A 15309-nucleotide genomic window follows, 5' to 3' on the forward strand; every position below is an offset into this window, starting at 1 on the left:
ATCAATCCATGCAATTTGGCGATTTTCTATTGACATTGACGTTAGGTCAAGCGATATAATGAGGCCAAGAAAGGCTCAAAGGAGGATCTTATGGACTTAATCAGAATTAACGACTTGACAAGCCAGCTAGGTTTATCCTCCCGAACGCTTCGATATTATGAGGAAATCGGGCTGATTGAAAGCATCCGTCCCCCACAGGAAAAATACCGCTATTTTGATGAAAAAGCAGTGGAACGGCTCACACAGATCCTTGTGCTTCGAAAGATGCAAATTCCCATCAAAGATATCGTAAAGATTTTTAACAATCCGGACACAACGGCTCTTGTGGATGTATTTGTGGAAAAAATGAATGAAATTGATGGGGAGGTTACGGCCCTCTCAGAGTTAAAGAACATTATCTATAACTTTTTGCAGAAGATGATCGACCGGGGCATCCGAAAAATTTCCGCCTTACCTCTATTGTATGAGGAAATGGACAGGCAGCTGAAACTGAGAGAGGAACAAAAACCCACAGGCTTTGAAAAGCTTTCAGAGATCAGCAGGCGGCTTGCACGGCCCCTGGAACCTGCCGTTATATATCTCTCCCCTATGCGGGTGCTTTCCTCCTGCCTTAAGGAAGCTCCCGGCTTCTCCGATGTTTCAGGCTTTTGGTCTTTCGTGCAGGCTCATGAGATTTTCATAAATGAACCGGGAGGACACAGTCAGTTTGAATTTCAAAGCGATGCGGGAGATGTTAGAATCCTCCGGATTGACGAAGGCTTCGTCAATGACAGCCCCTATGTGGATTACCTATTTGAAGGAGGATTATTTGCAGCGGTAAATGTTTATCTGGAGGAAGATTTGGCTGAATGCTTTCAGGCTTTGATCTCCTATTTTGACGACAGCCAGTCCTATGAAGTGGATTACACCCACGAAGGTCGCCTGCGCCAGGAAGCAATGCTGGAAAGGTTATTGTCCCCCGACGAACGGCGCGAGCTTTTTTCCCTTCTACTACCGGTAAAAAAGCGGTTGGCCCCTCCTGAGTATTTTGGAAAGCCCGAGGAAATGAACGCCATAACCCTTGAAGAACTGGAACGCTCAAACCCGGCTGTGTGGATAAAAACAGCGGAGCTTTCAAAACTTACTCCGATGAATGGGCCCCATTACCGCTTGACAGAGGAGGGCGAGGCCGAATACATTTCATGGATATCCACACGGGTGCTTTCCACAAATATTTCGGTAAAAATCCCCTTTCGAGTGGATATTGAATTCAGAGTCGGGGAAGAAAGCGGCGGCTGGGGGCATGGGAGAAACGAGGGCAGCATTCGTTTTCATCACGGTAAGGATTTAAACCGTGTCTTTGGCGTTAATATGGAGAACAATCCGGACGAACGGCTTTCCCAGGAGGCGGTTTCCTTTCACCAGCCGGTTTTTGGCGACTATTATAACTTCCCAGGAAGGGGACGCATCAACCCCGGAGAATACAACCGTCTTACCTGGATTGTGGGACTCAAGCATTTTGCCGTTATACTCAACGGCGAGGTCCGTTACTGCGGCGTGAATTTCCCCTATATGTCGGCCGACCTGACCCTGCAGAAAGCACAGCCCATTATCATCGGCTCCAACGGCTCTGTGAAAAAGTATTACAGGCTCATTCAGATTTCCCAGCTGACTCAGGTTCCCAAAAACAAAATTGAAGAAGGTGCGCTGACCATGCGTAAAAAACAAAGCAATAACAGCATTCCAAACATCCATAAGCTGATCACCAGCGAATACGGCGAAAACTATTGGTTTAACGGCTGCGCCAGATACCTGATGGAAGCTGCCGGAGAATTCAAGGACGAACCTGATTTTGGGTATTGGTTCTTTGCCGGACTTACCGGCGACGTGCTGGCTCAGGTTTATTCCTACAATGAGTACATGGGTGAATCTGTAACGCCCTGCATGTTTAACAGTGGAGATCAAGAGTATTTTGAAAAGATATTCGAAAAATGTGGGTATTCTTCCAGCTTCATTACAGCAAAACAGCTCGCCGCAAACAGGGAAATGTACCTCCAAACCTTGATTGCTTATATTGATAAAGGAATGCCTGTTATGGCCTTGACTTACGGCGGACCGCCCTGGGGCGTTTACGTAGGTTATGAGGAGTACGGTAAAACTCTGCTTTTTATGACAGGAGACCAAGTAGAGCCGGAGAGAATATCCATTGACTGCATTATCGGCGCCAGTGAGGGAGCTTACGCCGCCAAGGGCTGGCTGTTTTTGGGAGAAAAAACCGGGAATATTGATGTGAAGGAAGCCTATCGAAACATGATTTTCAACATTCCATACCTTTTTTCTGTGAAGACAGAGGCCTGTTGCTTTGGACCGGAGGCCTTCTATGCCTGGGCCCGGGGTATTGAAGAAGGAAGAATGGAGCGGGTAACGCCGGAGGAATTCGAAGACGGCTGGAGCTTTCATGTAAGCAATATTTGCAATATGGCCACCAACGGAAGCTGTGCTGATATCGTTCTGGCAAGAGCGCTGGAATTAAACCCCGACATGACCTTTCTCGAGGATATACGCAAACTTTACCAACGCACCGCCGCCATTTGGAACGGAAGCAGCGGCGGAAACCTGGAAGAAGGAAGCGACGATCTGGAAGCCTTGGGCGGCGGCTTTAACGTAACCCTTACCAATTTGCAGAACACCGCTCAACGTGCAAAAATTGCCGCCAGGCTGTGGGAGGCAGGGGATTGCATGGCGCAGGTCGCTGAAATTATAGCCCAGCACATGAAAAGTAGGAATTAGGCATGGAGCAGCATATTCCTCATAAACGCTCAAGATAACGCTGAATCCATCCGGCGTCCAGCGTGCCCAGGGGCTTTGAGGTCGTTCCAGAAAAAGCCGGTAAAATAATTGCCATATCAGAATACCAAAGATATTCCAGGAGTCTTTGGCACAGAACCGGCCAATTGCTGTCCGCAGGATGGGCGCCGGGCCGCCTGACGCGATTTGTTTCTAGGTTCCCCAAAGAATCAGACAATGGAGGAGACCGCCGTTATCACCCACAGCGCCAGGCCGGAGACTTTGCCAAAATGCTGCCAGTGCCGGAATATGGCCTGAAAAAGGAATTTTGAGGAGGCGCATTATGCTGAAAACCGAGAGGCTCAGGATACGTCGATTTCACGAAAGCGATCTTGAAGATTTCGAACTTTTGATTCGCGATAAAATGTCGTCAAAATATGCGCCCTATGACATACCGTGGCCGGTTGATAATTTCGGGGATATCTTGGTATGTCTCATCAATGACGATGCATGGCATGCCGTCGAACTCATCGAAAAGAGCAAGGTAATCGGTTTTGTTGTTGCAAGCCGTACAGAGGATGAAACCATACGTGATCTTGGATTTACGATTCATTCAGCTTACCAAAACAAAGGGTATGCCTACGAGGCAAGCTGTGCTTTCATGGATTATTTCATAAAAGAATGCGGTATCAAAAAATTTACATCGGGAACGGCCGATTGTAATAAACCTTCTGTAGCGCTTCTTAATAAGTTGGGGTTTACAAAGGTGCAATCCCTGGAAACCAGCTTTGCTAACGACTCCCAGGGAAATCCCATAACTTTCTTGGCAAGTATATATGAACGCATGAATTAAGATAGAAATGAATAACGCCTGAACCGTCTGGCTGATAAACGCGTACTGCTGATAAAACAAAGAAACCGGAGGATAAACGGCCATGACGACTAAGCAAAGTAATAACAAGATCCCGAAGATCCATAAATTCATCACAAACGAGCAGGGTGAGAACTACTGGTTCAACGGCTGTGGGCGTTATGTGATGAACGCTCTGGGTGAAAAGGATTACGACTACGAGTTTTTTGCGGGACTGACAGGCGATGTATTCGCTCAAATTTTTTCATACAATATTTTCCGCGGAGATGGGGTAACCGATTACGTGCTCAGCGAAGGTCGGGCTGCTTTTGTGGAAGAGATCTTCAGTAAGTGCGGTTATGCTTCGGCCTTTGTGCAGGAGGAGCAGTTAAAAGCCGACAAGGAAAAGTATTTGCAGCTGCTTCTCTCCTATATTGACAAGGGTATTCCTGTAATCAGTAATCTACGCATAATGGGCCATCCAAAATGGATTGTTTTCGTGGGCTATGAAGAAGACGGAAAAACGCTTTTATTTATGACAGACAATATGACCGAACCGGAACGTGTTTCCACGGAAGAGGTCTTTTGCGAAAATATCGATGATGAATGCGGAAGAAGCCGGGGCTTCGTTTTTGTAGGCGAGAAAAAAGAACAAAAGAATTTAAAGCAAATATACCGGGATGCGATCCTGAGTCTTCCGAACTTGCTGATGAGCAAAACAAAAAATTATTGTTTCGGTGCGTCGGCATTTCGTGGGTGGGCAGACGAAATTGAAAGCGGCAGGTATGACCATATGAAACCGGAGGAATTTGACCCCTGGTTTATGTACCAAAATTATGTTTGCGTCCTAGCCACAAACAGCAGCTGCTGTTATGAATTTTTGGATCGAGCGGAAAAACTCAATCCCGATTTCGGCTTTATCGGAGAGCTTTATCGTCTATACCACAAAATGCAGAATATGTGGAAAAAAGACGCCGACAGCTTAGAAGCCATCGGCGGTGGGTTTAACATAACCTTAGAAGCCTTGCAGGATATTTCCCGGCGGAGTGCGATTGCAGCGAAAATCCGGGAGTTCGCCGCTTGCGCCGACGAAATTGTACAGACAATACAGGAAAGTTCGACTCAGTCATAAAGCCGATAGAAGAAGGAAGAAAGCAACGTAAACGATTGGCCCCTGTTCAGGCGGGACAACCTTGTCGATTTATCGGAGGGGTTCCCAATACGACCGCATTATTAAGGGCACCGCCAAAGAAGCAAATGGCGGTACTTCCTGCTTATCGCACTTAAACTGAGTGATTGCCAAAAGCGGTTAAAGCGGGCTGCAAAACTTCTTTCGCGGCCCGCTCTCCGTTTTCGCCTTTTGCAGCCTTCTACGCTTTTTTTCTATCCCAGTAAATACTCCAGCTGGCAGTCGCAGGGTTCCAACTCCACATGGCGAGCATTGTATTCTTCCGCCTCCGCACATCCCATGCTGCGATAAAAGGCCTGGCTTTCCACAGAGGAATGGGCTGAAATATAAAGCTTTTCTGCACCCAATTCCACTGCGCTCTCCGCCGCCTTTAAAAACAGCAGCCTGCCCAGCCCTTCTCCTCTGCAGTCTGCCGATACATGAATACAGGAAAGGTCTGCGTACCGGCATTTTCCCCCCAGCAAGTCAGCTTCCACTGAAGTAAAGCCTTTCAGCTTTCCATCTAGGAATACTCCCCAGACAAAACCTCCGGTTTTCACCGTGCGCATGAGGCATTCTGTCAATTCCAGATATTCCGCCTCTCCCCAGCGCTCTGTAAAGGGAACATCCTTGATTATCCAGTTACCATCGATTTTCCGCCAACACCGTTCTACCGGCTGAAAGCGGTCGAAATAGGCAAAGAGCTGTGGTGCCAGTTCCTCCTCCTTCAACTGCCGCAGCTCTCTTTTCTGCAGCTTTTTGGAGAGGTAGAGCACCAGGTTATCATCGTTATTGCAAGACTCATACTGACCGAGAGGACCATCCTCGTACCACACACCGGAGCCATCGGGAACATAACCTCGTTTTACATAGAGACGCTGGGCGGATCCATAGCCGCTGTGCAGACCGACTCCCAGCACTACCTGTCCGCTCGTCCGCGCAGCCAGCTGTTCCGCCGTATCCAGGATCCTATTTCCGATGCCCCTTCGCTGGAATTTCCGCAGCACATTGAAATCTGTAATCTCGGGCCAGCCTTTCCCCACAAAGGGACCTGCCTCGGCCCCGGGCAGCAACGTGGCATAGCCAGCCGCTTCTCCCTGCCACTGGGCAGCAACTACCTTCCGGCTTCCGGCTTTCTGTTCCTCCAGGTATTTCTGAAATTGGCACAGCGGTTTATTCCAGCCCTGTGCCGCAAATCCTTCTGCAAAGACGCCGCAGTCCTCTTCCTGCAAGGGACGGATGATCAAATTTTTATCCTGATAATAAATTTCCATCTTTTCTCCCCGCACCTTTTTGAAAAAAGGTGCGCCAAAAACTTTTATTCCGGCTTCGGACTCCCTCTTACAGGCAGTCCACTCCACGTTGCCTACACCTTTTTGATAAAAAATGCGCCAAAAACTTTTATTCCGGCTTCGAGCTCCCTCTTACAGGCAGCCCGCTCCACGTTGCCCGCACCTTTTTATAAAAAATGCTCCAAAACTATTTTTCTGCCTTCGGACCTGATACAACAGCCTTTCCACTCCGCAATGCCACAGTATTCACCTGCTAGCAGGTTTTACTTCGTCTGCGCTTCTTTGGGCGGTGATTTGAATCTCAAATCACCGCTGGCCATAATAGGCGTTGGCGCCGTGCTTCCGGAGATAATGCTTGTCCAGAAGCTCCTGCTGCATGGCCGGCAAAGAGGGATCCAGCATCAGATTGTGCCAGGCCATAAAGCAGAGCTCTTCCAAAACCACAGCGTTATGTACGGCATTGTGTGCGTCCGTTCCCCAGGTGAAAGGACCGTGGCTATGCACCAGCACAGCTGGGGTATCGTCCGGTTTTTTATCGGAAAAGGTTTCCACAATCACCTTCCCCGTCTCCAGCTCATACTCTCCGGCGATCTCCTCCGGTGTCATTTTTCTGGTACAGGGAATCTCCCCATAGAAATAGTCGCCGTGGGTGGTGCCCAACGCGGGCACACCTCTGCCGGACTGGCTGAACACCGTAGCCCACCTGCTGTGAGTGTGCACCACGCCGCCGATATTCGGGAAGGAACGGTACAGTTCACAGTGCGTGGCCGTGTCGGAGGAGGGATTCCATTTTCCCTCTGCCTTTTCGCCTGTCCTGATATCCACCAGCACCATATCCTCGGGAGTGAGCTTATCATACTCCACTCCGCTGGGTTTAATGGCCATGATGCCGCTCTCCCGGTCAATTCCGCTGACATTGCCCCAAGTAAACGTTACCAGTTTATGCTCCGGCAGAAGCATATTCGCACGATAAACTTCCTCTTTCAACTGTTCCAACATGATATGCTACCTCCACAAATTCGTTCTTTTTTCAGGAAACGAACCGAAAAAAATGTCTGCATGTGTATTCTAACACCTGCAGACATTCTGGTAAAGCCCTTATTTCTTCAGTTTTTTCATACGTTCCATGGCCTCTACGGTCTTCTGGGCGTCGCCGAACGCAGTCAGGCGGAAATAACCCTCGCCGTTTTTTCCGAATCCGGCTCCAGGCGTCCCCACAATCTCCGCCTCGTTCAGCAAATAGTCGAAATACTCCCAGGAGTCCATACCATCCGGGCACTTCATCCAGAGATAAGGAGAGTTGGCGCCGCCGGTAAACCAGATTCCCATCTCCTCCAACGCTTTTGCCATCACCCTGGCATTGTTCTGGTAATAGGCGATAGTTTCCATCACCTGCCGGCGGCCCTGGGGACTGAATACCGCTTCCGCCGCCCGCTGGGTGATATAGCTGACGCCGTTGAACTTGCAGCCCTGCCTGCGCTCCCAGAGCTTGGAAACCTGTACGCCCTCAAACTGCAGCTCCTTCCTGATAACCGTATAGCCGCAGCGCATGCCGGTAAATCCTGCGGTTTTTGAAAAGGAACAAAACTCGATGGCGCAGCGCTCCGCTCCGGGAATCTCAAAGATGCTGTGAGGCAGGCCTTCCCCGGTGATAAAGCTCTCATAGGCCGCGTCAAACAGCAGAACCGCCCGGTTTTCCAGGGCATAATCCACCCAGGCCTGCAGCTGCTCTCTGTCATATACCGCACCTGTGGGATTGTTGGGAGAGCACAGGTAGATGATGTCAGCATGTACGTCTTTCTCCGGCAGGGGCAGAAAACCATTATCCTCGTTGGCGTCGAGATAGAGAATCTCCCGACCGGAAATCAGGTTGGTGTCCACATATACGGGGTACACCGGGTCCGGTACCAACACTGTGTTATCCACGTCGAACAAATCCACAATGTTGCCCACATCGCTTTTTGCTCCGTCTCCTACGAATACCTCGGAGGCATCCAGATCCACACCGAAGCCCTTATAATATCCGGCAATGGCTTCCCGCAGGAAAGGATAGCCGTCGCTGTCCGGAGAATAACCCCGAAAGGTCTCTTTGCAGGACATCTCGTCCGCAGCCCGGTGCATGGCTTCAATTACTGCCGGAGCCAAAGGCTGTGTTACATCGCCGATTCCCATTTTGATGATCTGATTCTGGGGATGCGCTTTCCCATACTCATCCACCTTTTGGGAGATGGTCACAAAGAGATAGCTCTGTTGTAAATTTTGAAAATTGCCGTTCAGTTTCATCATGCTTTCCTTCTTTCTGTTAGCAGGCCGCCACCCTGTTTTTTGATTGGCTTTCACATATTATAAACAGGCATTCTTCTGTCCGGAAACCTCTGCGGGAGCCTTTCTTTTCATAGGGACTCCATGGTACCGGGATCCACATTGATATAGGGATCGAGTTTCTGAGCTGCCACTTTCAGCCCTCGTTCTTTGAGCAGTCTTCCGAAAGACGCCGCGGTGATCCCCTTTCCGATCCCCGAAACAACTCCGCCTGTCACAAAAATGTATTTTGTCACACCAGGTTTCTCTCTGCCTGCCTTGATAATTTACAAACCGCCCTTTTCTTCCAAATAAATTGGTCTATGATCCTGTCAGACTTCTACGCTTCCTTCAAATATTTCCCGCGCTTCCCCGGCCATCAGCACACGATCCTCTGTATAGTTGACCACCAAATCTCCGCCGCGCAGCCGCACAACGATATCCGCCCCCATTTTGCAGCTGCCGCAGAGCACTGCCGCCACGGCAGACGCACAGGCCCCTGTGCCGCAGGCCATTGTTTCTCCGCTGCCGCGCTCCCAAACCCGCATCTTCAGTGTATTCGGTCCCAATACCTGTACGAATTCCGTGTTGACGCGTTCCGGAAACAGCGGGTCATGCTCAAAGGCAGGCCCCAGGCTCTCCAGGTCCAGCCCATCTGGATCCTCTCCAAATACGATACAGTGCGGATTTCCCATGGAGACACAGGTGATATCATAGATCCCTCCGGCCACCTCCGTATTCCTACGGACGATCACGTCTCCGGCTAAGTTTACGGGGATTTTCGCAGGCGCCAAAACCGCACTGCCCATATCCACGGTAACAGTATCTGCCAATCCTTCCACAGCATGCACCCAGCAGGTTTTGATTCCGCTGAGGGTTTCGATGTGTATTTCCTCCTTGCGCACCATTTCCCGATCCCAGAGATACTTCGCGACACAGCGGATGGCATTGCCGCACATCTTGCCCTCGCTGCCGTCAATGTTGAACATGCGCATCTTAGCATCTGCCAGTTCTGAAGGGCAGATCAGCACAATTCCGTCCCCTCCAATCCCTTTATGCCTGTCGGAAAGCCGCACCGCCAGTTTTTCCGGATTCTCGATGGAATCCCCAACACAGTTGAAATAAATATAATCGTTTCCGCAGCCGTGCATTTTTGTGAAACAGAGTTTATTCCCAGACATACTCAGCATCTCCTCTTCTCAATATCTGGCTTAAAATTCGCAAAGGACTTTCCTGTCGGAAAGTCCTTTGCTATTCAGTAGGCGTCCGCTCTCTTCAAAAAGAGGTGGTCCAGGGACAGCCCAGAAGGTAACCGTCCAGACGGCAGAAAACCGCTGCAGGTCTTCCAAACGCCGCAGTAAGGGAAGGAATGTACACTGCAGCAGAAACGCTTCCCCTCTTTTCGAATATGGTTTCAAAAAATCCTGCGCTTATACTTCGACCGCGCCGTCATAGACCTTTTCCGCCTTGCCTGTCATCAAAATGCGCTCATCGGTATAGTTGATCTTCAGCTCGCCGCCTTTTAAAATTACACGGATATCTTTTCCCTTTTCACAGAAGCCATTGAGGGTGGCAGCTACCACAGCGGCACAGGTGCCGGTGCCGCAGGCCATGGTCTCGCCGCTGCCCCGCTCCCAAATGCGGGCCTTCAGGGTATTCCCGTCGATGACCTCCACAAAGCCCACGTTTACCCGCTCTGGGAACATAGGATCGTGTTCGAACTTCGGGCCCAGGTCTTCCAGATCCAGCTTATCCACGGAGGGCACAAACACCGTACAGTGGGGGTTGCCCATAGAACAGCAGGTGATACGGTAGACATTGCCGTCAATGGAGACGGGCTTATCCACCACCCTTTCGCCTTCCAGCAGCACCGGCACCTTCGCAGGGGACAACTCCGCCTTTCCCATGTCTACGGCCACCTTGGAAACCAAGCCGTTTTTGGTGATGACGGTGCACTCTTTGACGCCGCTTCGGGTATCAACATGTAGGGTATACCGGCCCTCCCCTGTCTTTACGCCCCTGGCAATTCCATTATCGAACAGATATTTTGCCACACAGCGAATACCGTTGCCGCACATCATACCCTCGCTGCCGTCCAAATTGAACATGCGCATTTCCGCGTCCGCCTTCTCGGAGGGGCAGATGAGGATGACGCCGTCCCCGCCCACGCCGTTGTGCCGGTCGGACAGGTAAATGGACAGGAATTCGGGAGAGGACACCTGATTGGCAGGATCAAAGCAGTTGATATAGATATAGTCGTTAGAGCAGGCCGACATTTTTGTGAAGGTGATGTTCTGCTTGCGCTCCTTGAGATTGTTGATATCCACAATTTCCGTATTTTCCGGCGTATAACGGCTCATCAGGGAATCCGCCAAGGCGTTGGCCGTATCCAGCGCCGTCAGACAGGGGATCCCCAAAAGGCTTGCCTTACGGCGGATCTTCACACTGTCACGGGCCGGGTTGCGGCCCTTGGCAGAGGTGGAGATGACATAGTTCACCTTTTTGCTTTCCAGAAGGGTAATCGTATTCATGGCAGAGCTCTCGTGAATCTTATCCACAATCTTCACAGAAAGACCCACTTTGGCAAGCACCATTGCGGTACCGGTAGTGGCGTACAGCTCAAATCCCATCTTCGAAAACTTTTTGGCAATCTCGCCGATCTCCGGCTTGTCCTGGTCGCGTACGGTGATAAAGACCCCTCCGCCTCTGCGCATCTTATGCCCGGAGGCGATCAGGCCCTTATACAGTGCCTCTTCCAGATTGTTACCAATCCCCAACACTTCTCCGGTGGATTTCATTTCCGGTCCCAGATGGGTGTCCACGTCAGTCAGCTTCTCAAAGGAGAACACAGGTACCTTTACCGCCACATAGGGGGAGGGCTTGTAGAGTCCCGTGCCGTAGCCCAAATCCTTTAATTGATAGCCTAAGCTGGTCTTTGTAGCCAAATCGCACATGGGCACGCCCGTCACCTTGCTGATATAGGGTACGGTACGGCTGGCCCTGGGGTTCACCTCAATGACGTAAATTTCCCCGTCCATGATGATATACTGCAGGTTGATGAGGCCGATGCCATGCAGCTCCCTGCACAGTGTCTCGGTGGTAGCTACAATTTTGGCGCTCATATCGTCGTCGATGTCGGAGGCCGGGTACACGGCGATGCTGTCGCCGGAATGGATGCCCGTGCGCTCCACGTGTTCCATGATGCCGGGAATCAGGATGTTTTCCCCGTCGCAGATGGCGTCAACCTCGATTTCCATGCCGGACAGGTATTTGTCGATGAGCACCGGATTATCCTGCTTATGGGTGAGGATGATGGCCATGTATTCCTCGATATCCTCGTCACAGTAAGCAATGATCATATTCTGTCCGCCCAGCACATAGGAAGGACGCATGAGAACGGGGTAGCCCAGTTCACGGGCTGCGGCAAGGGCTTCTTCCGTGGTCATGATGGTATGGCCCTTAGGACGCTTGATGCCGGAACGTTCCAGCAGCGCGTCAAAACGCTCCCGGTCCTCGGCCATATCGATGGTGTCGGCGGAGGATCCCAGAATCGGTATCTTATTCTCCGCCAGAGTCTTGGTCAGCTTGATGGCGGTCTGCCCGCCGAACGCCACCACCACGCCGATAGGCTTTTCGATGTCGATGATATCCATCACGTCCTCGGGGGACAAGGGCTCAAAGTACAGCCGGTCTGCTGTGTCGAAGTCCGTGGAGACCGTTTCCGGGTTGTTATTGATGATGACGACCTCGTATCCCAGCTCCTGCAGAGAAAGCACGCAGTGAACGCTGGCATAGTCGAACTCGATGCCCTGGCCGATTCGAATGGGACCGGAGCCCAGCACCACTACGGTCTGCTTTTCCCGGTCATTCCCGATAAATTCCAGAGCCTCATCTTCACCGCCCGCTTCTTCCGTGTCATAGGTGGCATAAAAATACGGGGTATGGGCGGCAAACTCGCCAGCGCAAGTATCCACCATCTTAAAGGTGGGCTTGCGGACAAATTCCACTTTGCGGCCCGACAGCCTCTCAATGGTGGAATCCGGGTAGCCCAGCTGCTTGCCCTGGGTATAAAGCTCTTCCGTCAGCACGCCTTTTTCCAGCTCACGCTCGTAGGAAAGGAGATTCAGGAACTTGGACAGGAACCAGCAGTCGATCATGGTCTCCTCGTGCATCTTTTCCACGGTGACACCGCGCTTTAAAAGCTCGTACACCGCGAACAACCGTTCGTCTGTAGCGTGGACGGCAATGTGCCACAGGTTTTCATCCGTCTCCGCCGCAAACTTGGGCAGGTTCAGGGTATCGAGAGAAATCTCCGCACCGCGTACGGCTTTCATCAGAGCCATCTCAAAGGTGTCGGCCAGGCTCATCACCTCGCCGGTGGCTTTCATCTGGGTGCCCAAGTCCCGCTTGGCGTACACAAATTTATCAAAGGGCCATTTGGGGAATTTTACCGCCACATAATCCAGCGCCGGCTCAAAGGCCGCGTAAGTCTCTCCGGTGACGGCGTTCCTAATCTCGTCCAGAGTGTAGCCGATGGCGATTTTCGCAGCCACCTTGGCGATGGGATAGCCCGTGGCTTTAGAGGCCAGGGCGGAGGAACGGGACACGCGGGGATTTACCTCGATGACTGCATACTCAAAGGAGGTGGGATGCAGAGCAAACTGCACGTTGCATCCGCCTTCCACTCCCAACTCTCCCACGATTTCCAGAGCCGCTGTACGAAGCATCTGGAATTCCTTATCGGAAAGGGTGACTGTGGGAGCGATAACGATACTGTCTCCCGTATGCACGCCCACAGGATCCATATTTTCCATGGAGCACACGGTGATTGCGTTGCCTCTGCTGTCCCGGATGACCTCGAATTCAATCTCTTTCCAGCCTGAGATACATTTTTCCACCAAAATCTGGGTGATGGGGGAAAGTGCCAGCCCGTTAGCCGCGGTCTCCCGCAATTCCTCCAGATCGTATACAATACCGCCGCCGGTACCGCCCAGGGTAAAAGCAGGGCGGATAATGACCGGATAACCGATTTCAGCCGCGAAAGACTCCGCGTCCTCCAGTGTAGTTACCACTTTGGAGGGGATACAGGGCTGGTCGATCTTCTCCATGGTATCCTTAAAGATCTGCCGATCCTCCGCCTTGTCGATGGTTTCGGGAGAGGCTCCCAGCAGGCGCACACCCATCCTGTCCAAAAAGCCCTCCTTGGCAAGCTGCATGGACAGAGTCAAGCCAGTCTGGCCGCCGAAGCCGGAAAGGATGCTGTCCGGCCTTTCCTTCTCAATAATCCGCTTTACCGTGGTCAGAGTCAGGGGCTCTATATAGATCTTATCCGCCATGGCCTTGTCGGTCATAATAGTGGCCGGGTTGGAATTGACCAGCACGATCTCAATTCCGTCGTCCCGCAGGGCGCGGCAGGCCTGGGTACCCGCATAGTCAAATTCCGCCGCCTGGCCGATGACAATTGGGCCGGAACCGATCACCAAAACCTTTTTGATATCCTTATTCAGTGGCATAGTTTTTCCTCCTATTCAATCAGCCCATCATGGCGAAAAATTCATCAAACAGCGAACCGGTATCCAGCGGGCCTCCACAGGCCTCCGGATGGAACTGCACAGAGAACGCCGGGCAGCAGAAATACCGCATCCCCTCGCAGGTTCCGTCGTTCACGTTGACAAAAAGTTCCTCCCCCTTCTCCGGATCGATGCTCTCCGACACCACCGCATAGCCGTGGTTCTGGCTGGAGATGAACACCCGCCCGTTCAACCTGTTCTTCACAGGCTGGTTCGCGCCGCGGTGGCCGTATTTCAGCTTTTCCGTCCTGCCGCCGTGGGCCAGAGCCAGAAGCTGATGTCCCAGGCAGATGCCGAACAGGGGAATATTCAGCTTGCATATTTCCTTCAGGTTCTCTATGATCTCCACATTTTCCGCCGGATCTCCGGGACCGTTGGAGAGCACTATGCCGTCCACGTCCAGAGTACCGATCTTCTCCGCTGTGGCGTTGCAGGGACAAACCGTGACCTCCGCACCCCTACTCACCAGTTCCCGCAGGATATTTTCCTTCTGGCCGAAATCCAGCAGTGCGATTCGCTTTGTGACCGGCCCCTCCGGCCTTACCGTGTACTGCTCCTTCGTAGAGGAGGCCTTCACCGCGCCCTCTATCCGATAGCCCTTCAGCGCCTGGAAGTCAACCCCCGCGGGGTCGTCCGTAATGATACCGTTCATTACACCCGCTTCCCGAATTGTTTTTGTCAGCGTGCGGGTGTCGATTTCCGCCAGGCCGATCACGCCTCTTTCTTTAAAAAAGGTGTCAAGGCTGCCTTCAGAACGGAAGTTAGAAGGAGCTTGGCACCAATGTTTCACAATATATGCGCTGGGACCGATGACGTCGCTTTCAAAGTCAGCGGGGATGACGCCGTAATTGCCGATAAGAGGGAACGTCTGTACAACGATCTGTCCATAATAGCTGCGGTCGGTCAATGTCTCGAGATACCCCGTCATGCCGGTGGTGAACACCACCTCGGCGGTCATCTCCCCTTCGGCGCCGAAACGCTCGCCCCGAAATGTTTTTCCGTTCTCTAAAACCAGATACGCAGTTTTTCCCATACATTCCGTCCTTTCCCGCGCCTTTTCAAAAAGCGCGCCGTCGTGTTAATCCGTAAAGAGGCCGGAGACATCTGCAAATTCCTTTTCAGCGCCCCGTCCTGGTCGTCCCATCCGCCAGTTAAGCCTGGAGACAGTCAGCCGTTCATTTCTGTTTATCAATACTATATCATACAAGAAACCTTTCAAACAAGCAAGAAAAATTTTCGTTTCTCCTGTTTCTACAAATTTTATCACACGACGAAAAAAATTCTTGTAGGCCCTCCTGAAAGCATTTTGAGACGTTGAAAAAAAGAATAGAATCCATGAAAAACCATTTGACAAAGCCCGCG

The 15309-nt window shown here is 51.5% G+C and carries 9 protein-coding genes and 1 pseudogene; 3 read left to right on the forward strand and 7 right to left on the reverse strand.

Annotated features, from left to right (window positions below):
* Positions 1-90 precede the first annotated feature (90 nt).
* The 3 genes from BN3911_RS06905 (at position 91) to BN3911_RS06915 (ending at position 4748) form a co-directional block, all read left to right on the forward strand.
* Positions 91-2769, forward strand: coding sequence for a MerR family transcriptional regulator (locus BN3911_RS06905; RefSeq protein ID WP_066863206.1), 2679 nt, complete (start codon positions 91-93; stop codon positions 2767-2769).
* 340 nt (positions 2770-3109) lie between these two features.
* Positions 3110-3619, forward strand: a complete 510-nt coding sequence (locus BN3911_RS06910) for a GNAT family N-acetyltransferase (protein WP_066863209.1) — start codon at positions 3110-3112, stop codon at positions 3617-3619.
* An 82-nt stretch (positions 3620-3701) separates the two neighbouring features.
* A complete protein-coding gene (locus tag BN3911_RS06915; protein ID WP_066863212.1) occupies positions 3702-4748 on the forward strand; it encodes a hypothetical protein in 1047 nt (348 codons plus the stop codon).
* 251 nt (positions 4749-4999) lie between these two features.
* Here BN3911_RS06915 and BN3911_RS17745 read toward each other — a convergent pair whose 3' ends face one another.
* The 7 genes and pseudogenes from BN3911_RS17745 to BN3911_RS06945 all read right to left on the reverse strand — a co-directional run bounded on the left by BN3911_RS17745 (position 5000) and on the right by BN3911_RS06945 (position 14980).
* Positions 5000-6058, reverse strand: a complete 1059-nt coding sequence (locus BN3911_RS17745; RefSeq protein WP_082942200.1) for a GNAT family N-acetyltransferase — start codon at positions 6056-6058, stop codon at positions 5000-5002.
* Positions 6059-6382: 324 nt separating this feature from the next.
* A complete protein-coding gene (gene araD / locus BN3911_RS06925; protein ID WP_066863214.1) occupies positions 6383-7075 on the reverse strand; it encodes an L-ribulose-5-phosphate 4-epimerase in 693 nt (230 codons plus the stop codon).
* A gap of 99 nt (positions 7076-7174) precedes the next feature.
* Positions 7175-8362, reverse strand: coding sequence for an LL-diaminopimelate aminotransferase (locus BN3911_RS06930; protein ID WP_066863217.1), 1188 nt, complete (start codon positions 8360-8362; stop codon positions 7175-7177).
* Positions 8363-8481: 119 nt separating this feature from the next.
* Positions 8482-8634 (reverse strand): annotated as a pseudogene (locus BN3911_RS16805) (hypothetical protein); the annotation flags it as partial.
* 75 nt (positions 8635-8709) lie between these two features.
* Complete coding sequence (dapF, locus tag BN3911_RS06935; RefSeq protein WP_066863220.1) at positions 8710-9558, reverse strand: diaminopimelate epimerase; 849 nt, start codon at positions 9556-9558, stop codon at positions 8710-8712.
* Between the two features lie 249 nt (positions 9559-9807).
* A complete protein-coding gene (gene carB, locus BN3911_RS06940; protein WP_074039123.1) occupies positions 9808-13890 on the reverse strand; it encodes a carbamoyl-phosphate synthase large subunit in 4083 nt (1360 codons plus the stop codon).
* Between the two features lie 19 nt (positions 13891-13909).
* Positions 13910-14980, reverse strand: coding sequence for a carbamoyl phosphate synthase small subunit (locus tag BN3911_RS06945; RefSeq protein ID WP_066863223.1), 1071 nt, complete (start codon positions 14978-14980; stop codon positions 13910-13912).
* Positions 14981-15309 lie beyond the last annotated feature (329 nt).

Source organism: Neglectibacter timonensis (assembly GCF_900048895.1).
GTDB lineage: Bacteria > Bacillota > Clostridia > Oscillospirales > Acutalibacteraceae > Acutalibacter > Acutalibacter timonensis.

Bases quoted from the DNA above. Each gene is read 5' to 3' on its own strand.
- BN3911_RS06945 (WP_066863223.1), bottom strand. From the start codon at position 14,980: ATGGGAAAAACTGCGTATCTGGTTTTAGAGAACGGAAAAACATTTCGG.
- araD (WP_066863214.1), bottom strand. From the start codon at position 7,075: ATGTTGGAACAGTTGAAAGAGGAAGTTTATCGTGCGAATATGCTTCTG.
- carB (WP_074039123.1), bottom strand. From the start codon at position 13,890: ATGCCACTGAATAAGGATATCAAAAAGGTTTTGGTGATCGGTTCCGGC.
- BN3911_RS06915 (WP_066863212.1), top strand. From the start codon at position 3,702: ATGACGACTAAGCAAAGTAATAACAAGATCCCGAAGATCCATAAATTC.
- BN3911_RS06930 (WP_066863217.1), bottom strand. From the start codon at position 8,362: ATGATGAAACTGAACGGCAATTTTCAAAATTTACAACAGAGCTATCTC.
- BN3911_RS06910 (WP_066863209.1), top strand. From the start codon at position 3,110: ATGCTGAAAACCGAGAGGCTCAGGATACGTCGATTTCACGAAAGCGAT.
- BN3911_RS06905 (WP_066863206.1), top strand. From the start codon at position 91: ATGGACTTAATCAGAATTAACGACTTGACAAGCCAGCTAGGTTTATCC.
- BN3911_RS17745 (WP_082942200.1), bottom strand. From the start codon at position 6,058: ATGGAAATTTATTATCAGGATAAAAATTTGATCATCCGTCCCTTGCAG.
- dapF (WP_066863220.1), bottom strand. From the start codon at position 9,558: ATGTCTGGGAATAAACTCTGTTTCACAAAAATGCACGGCTGCGGAAAC.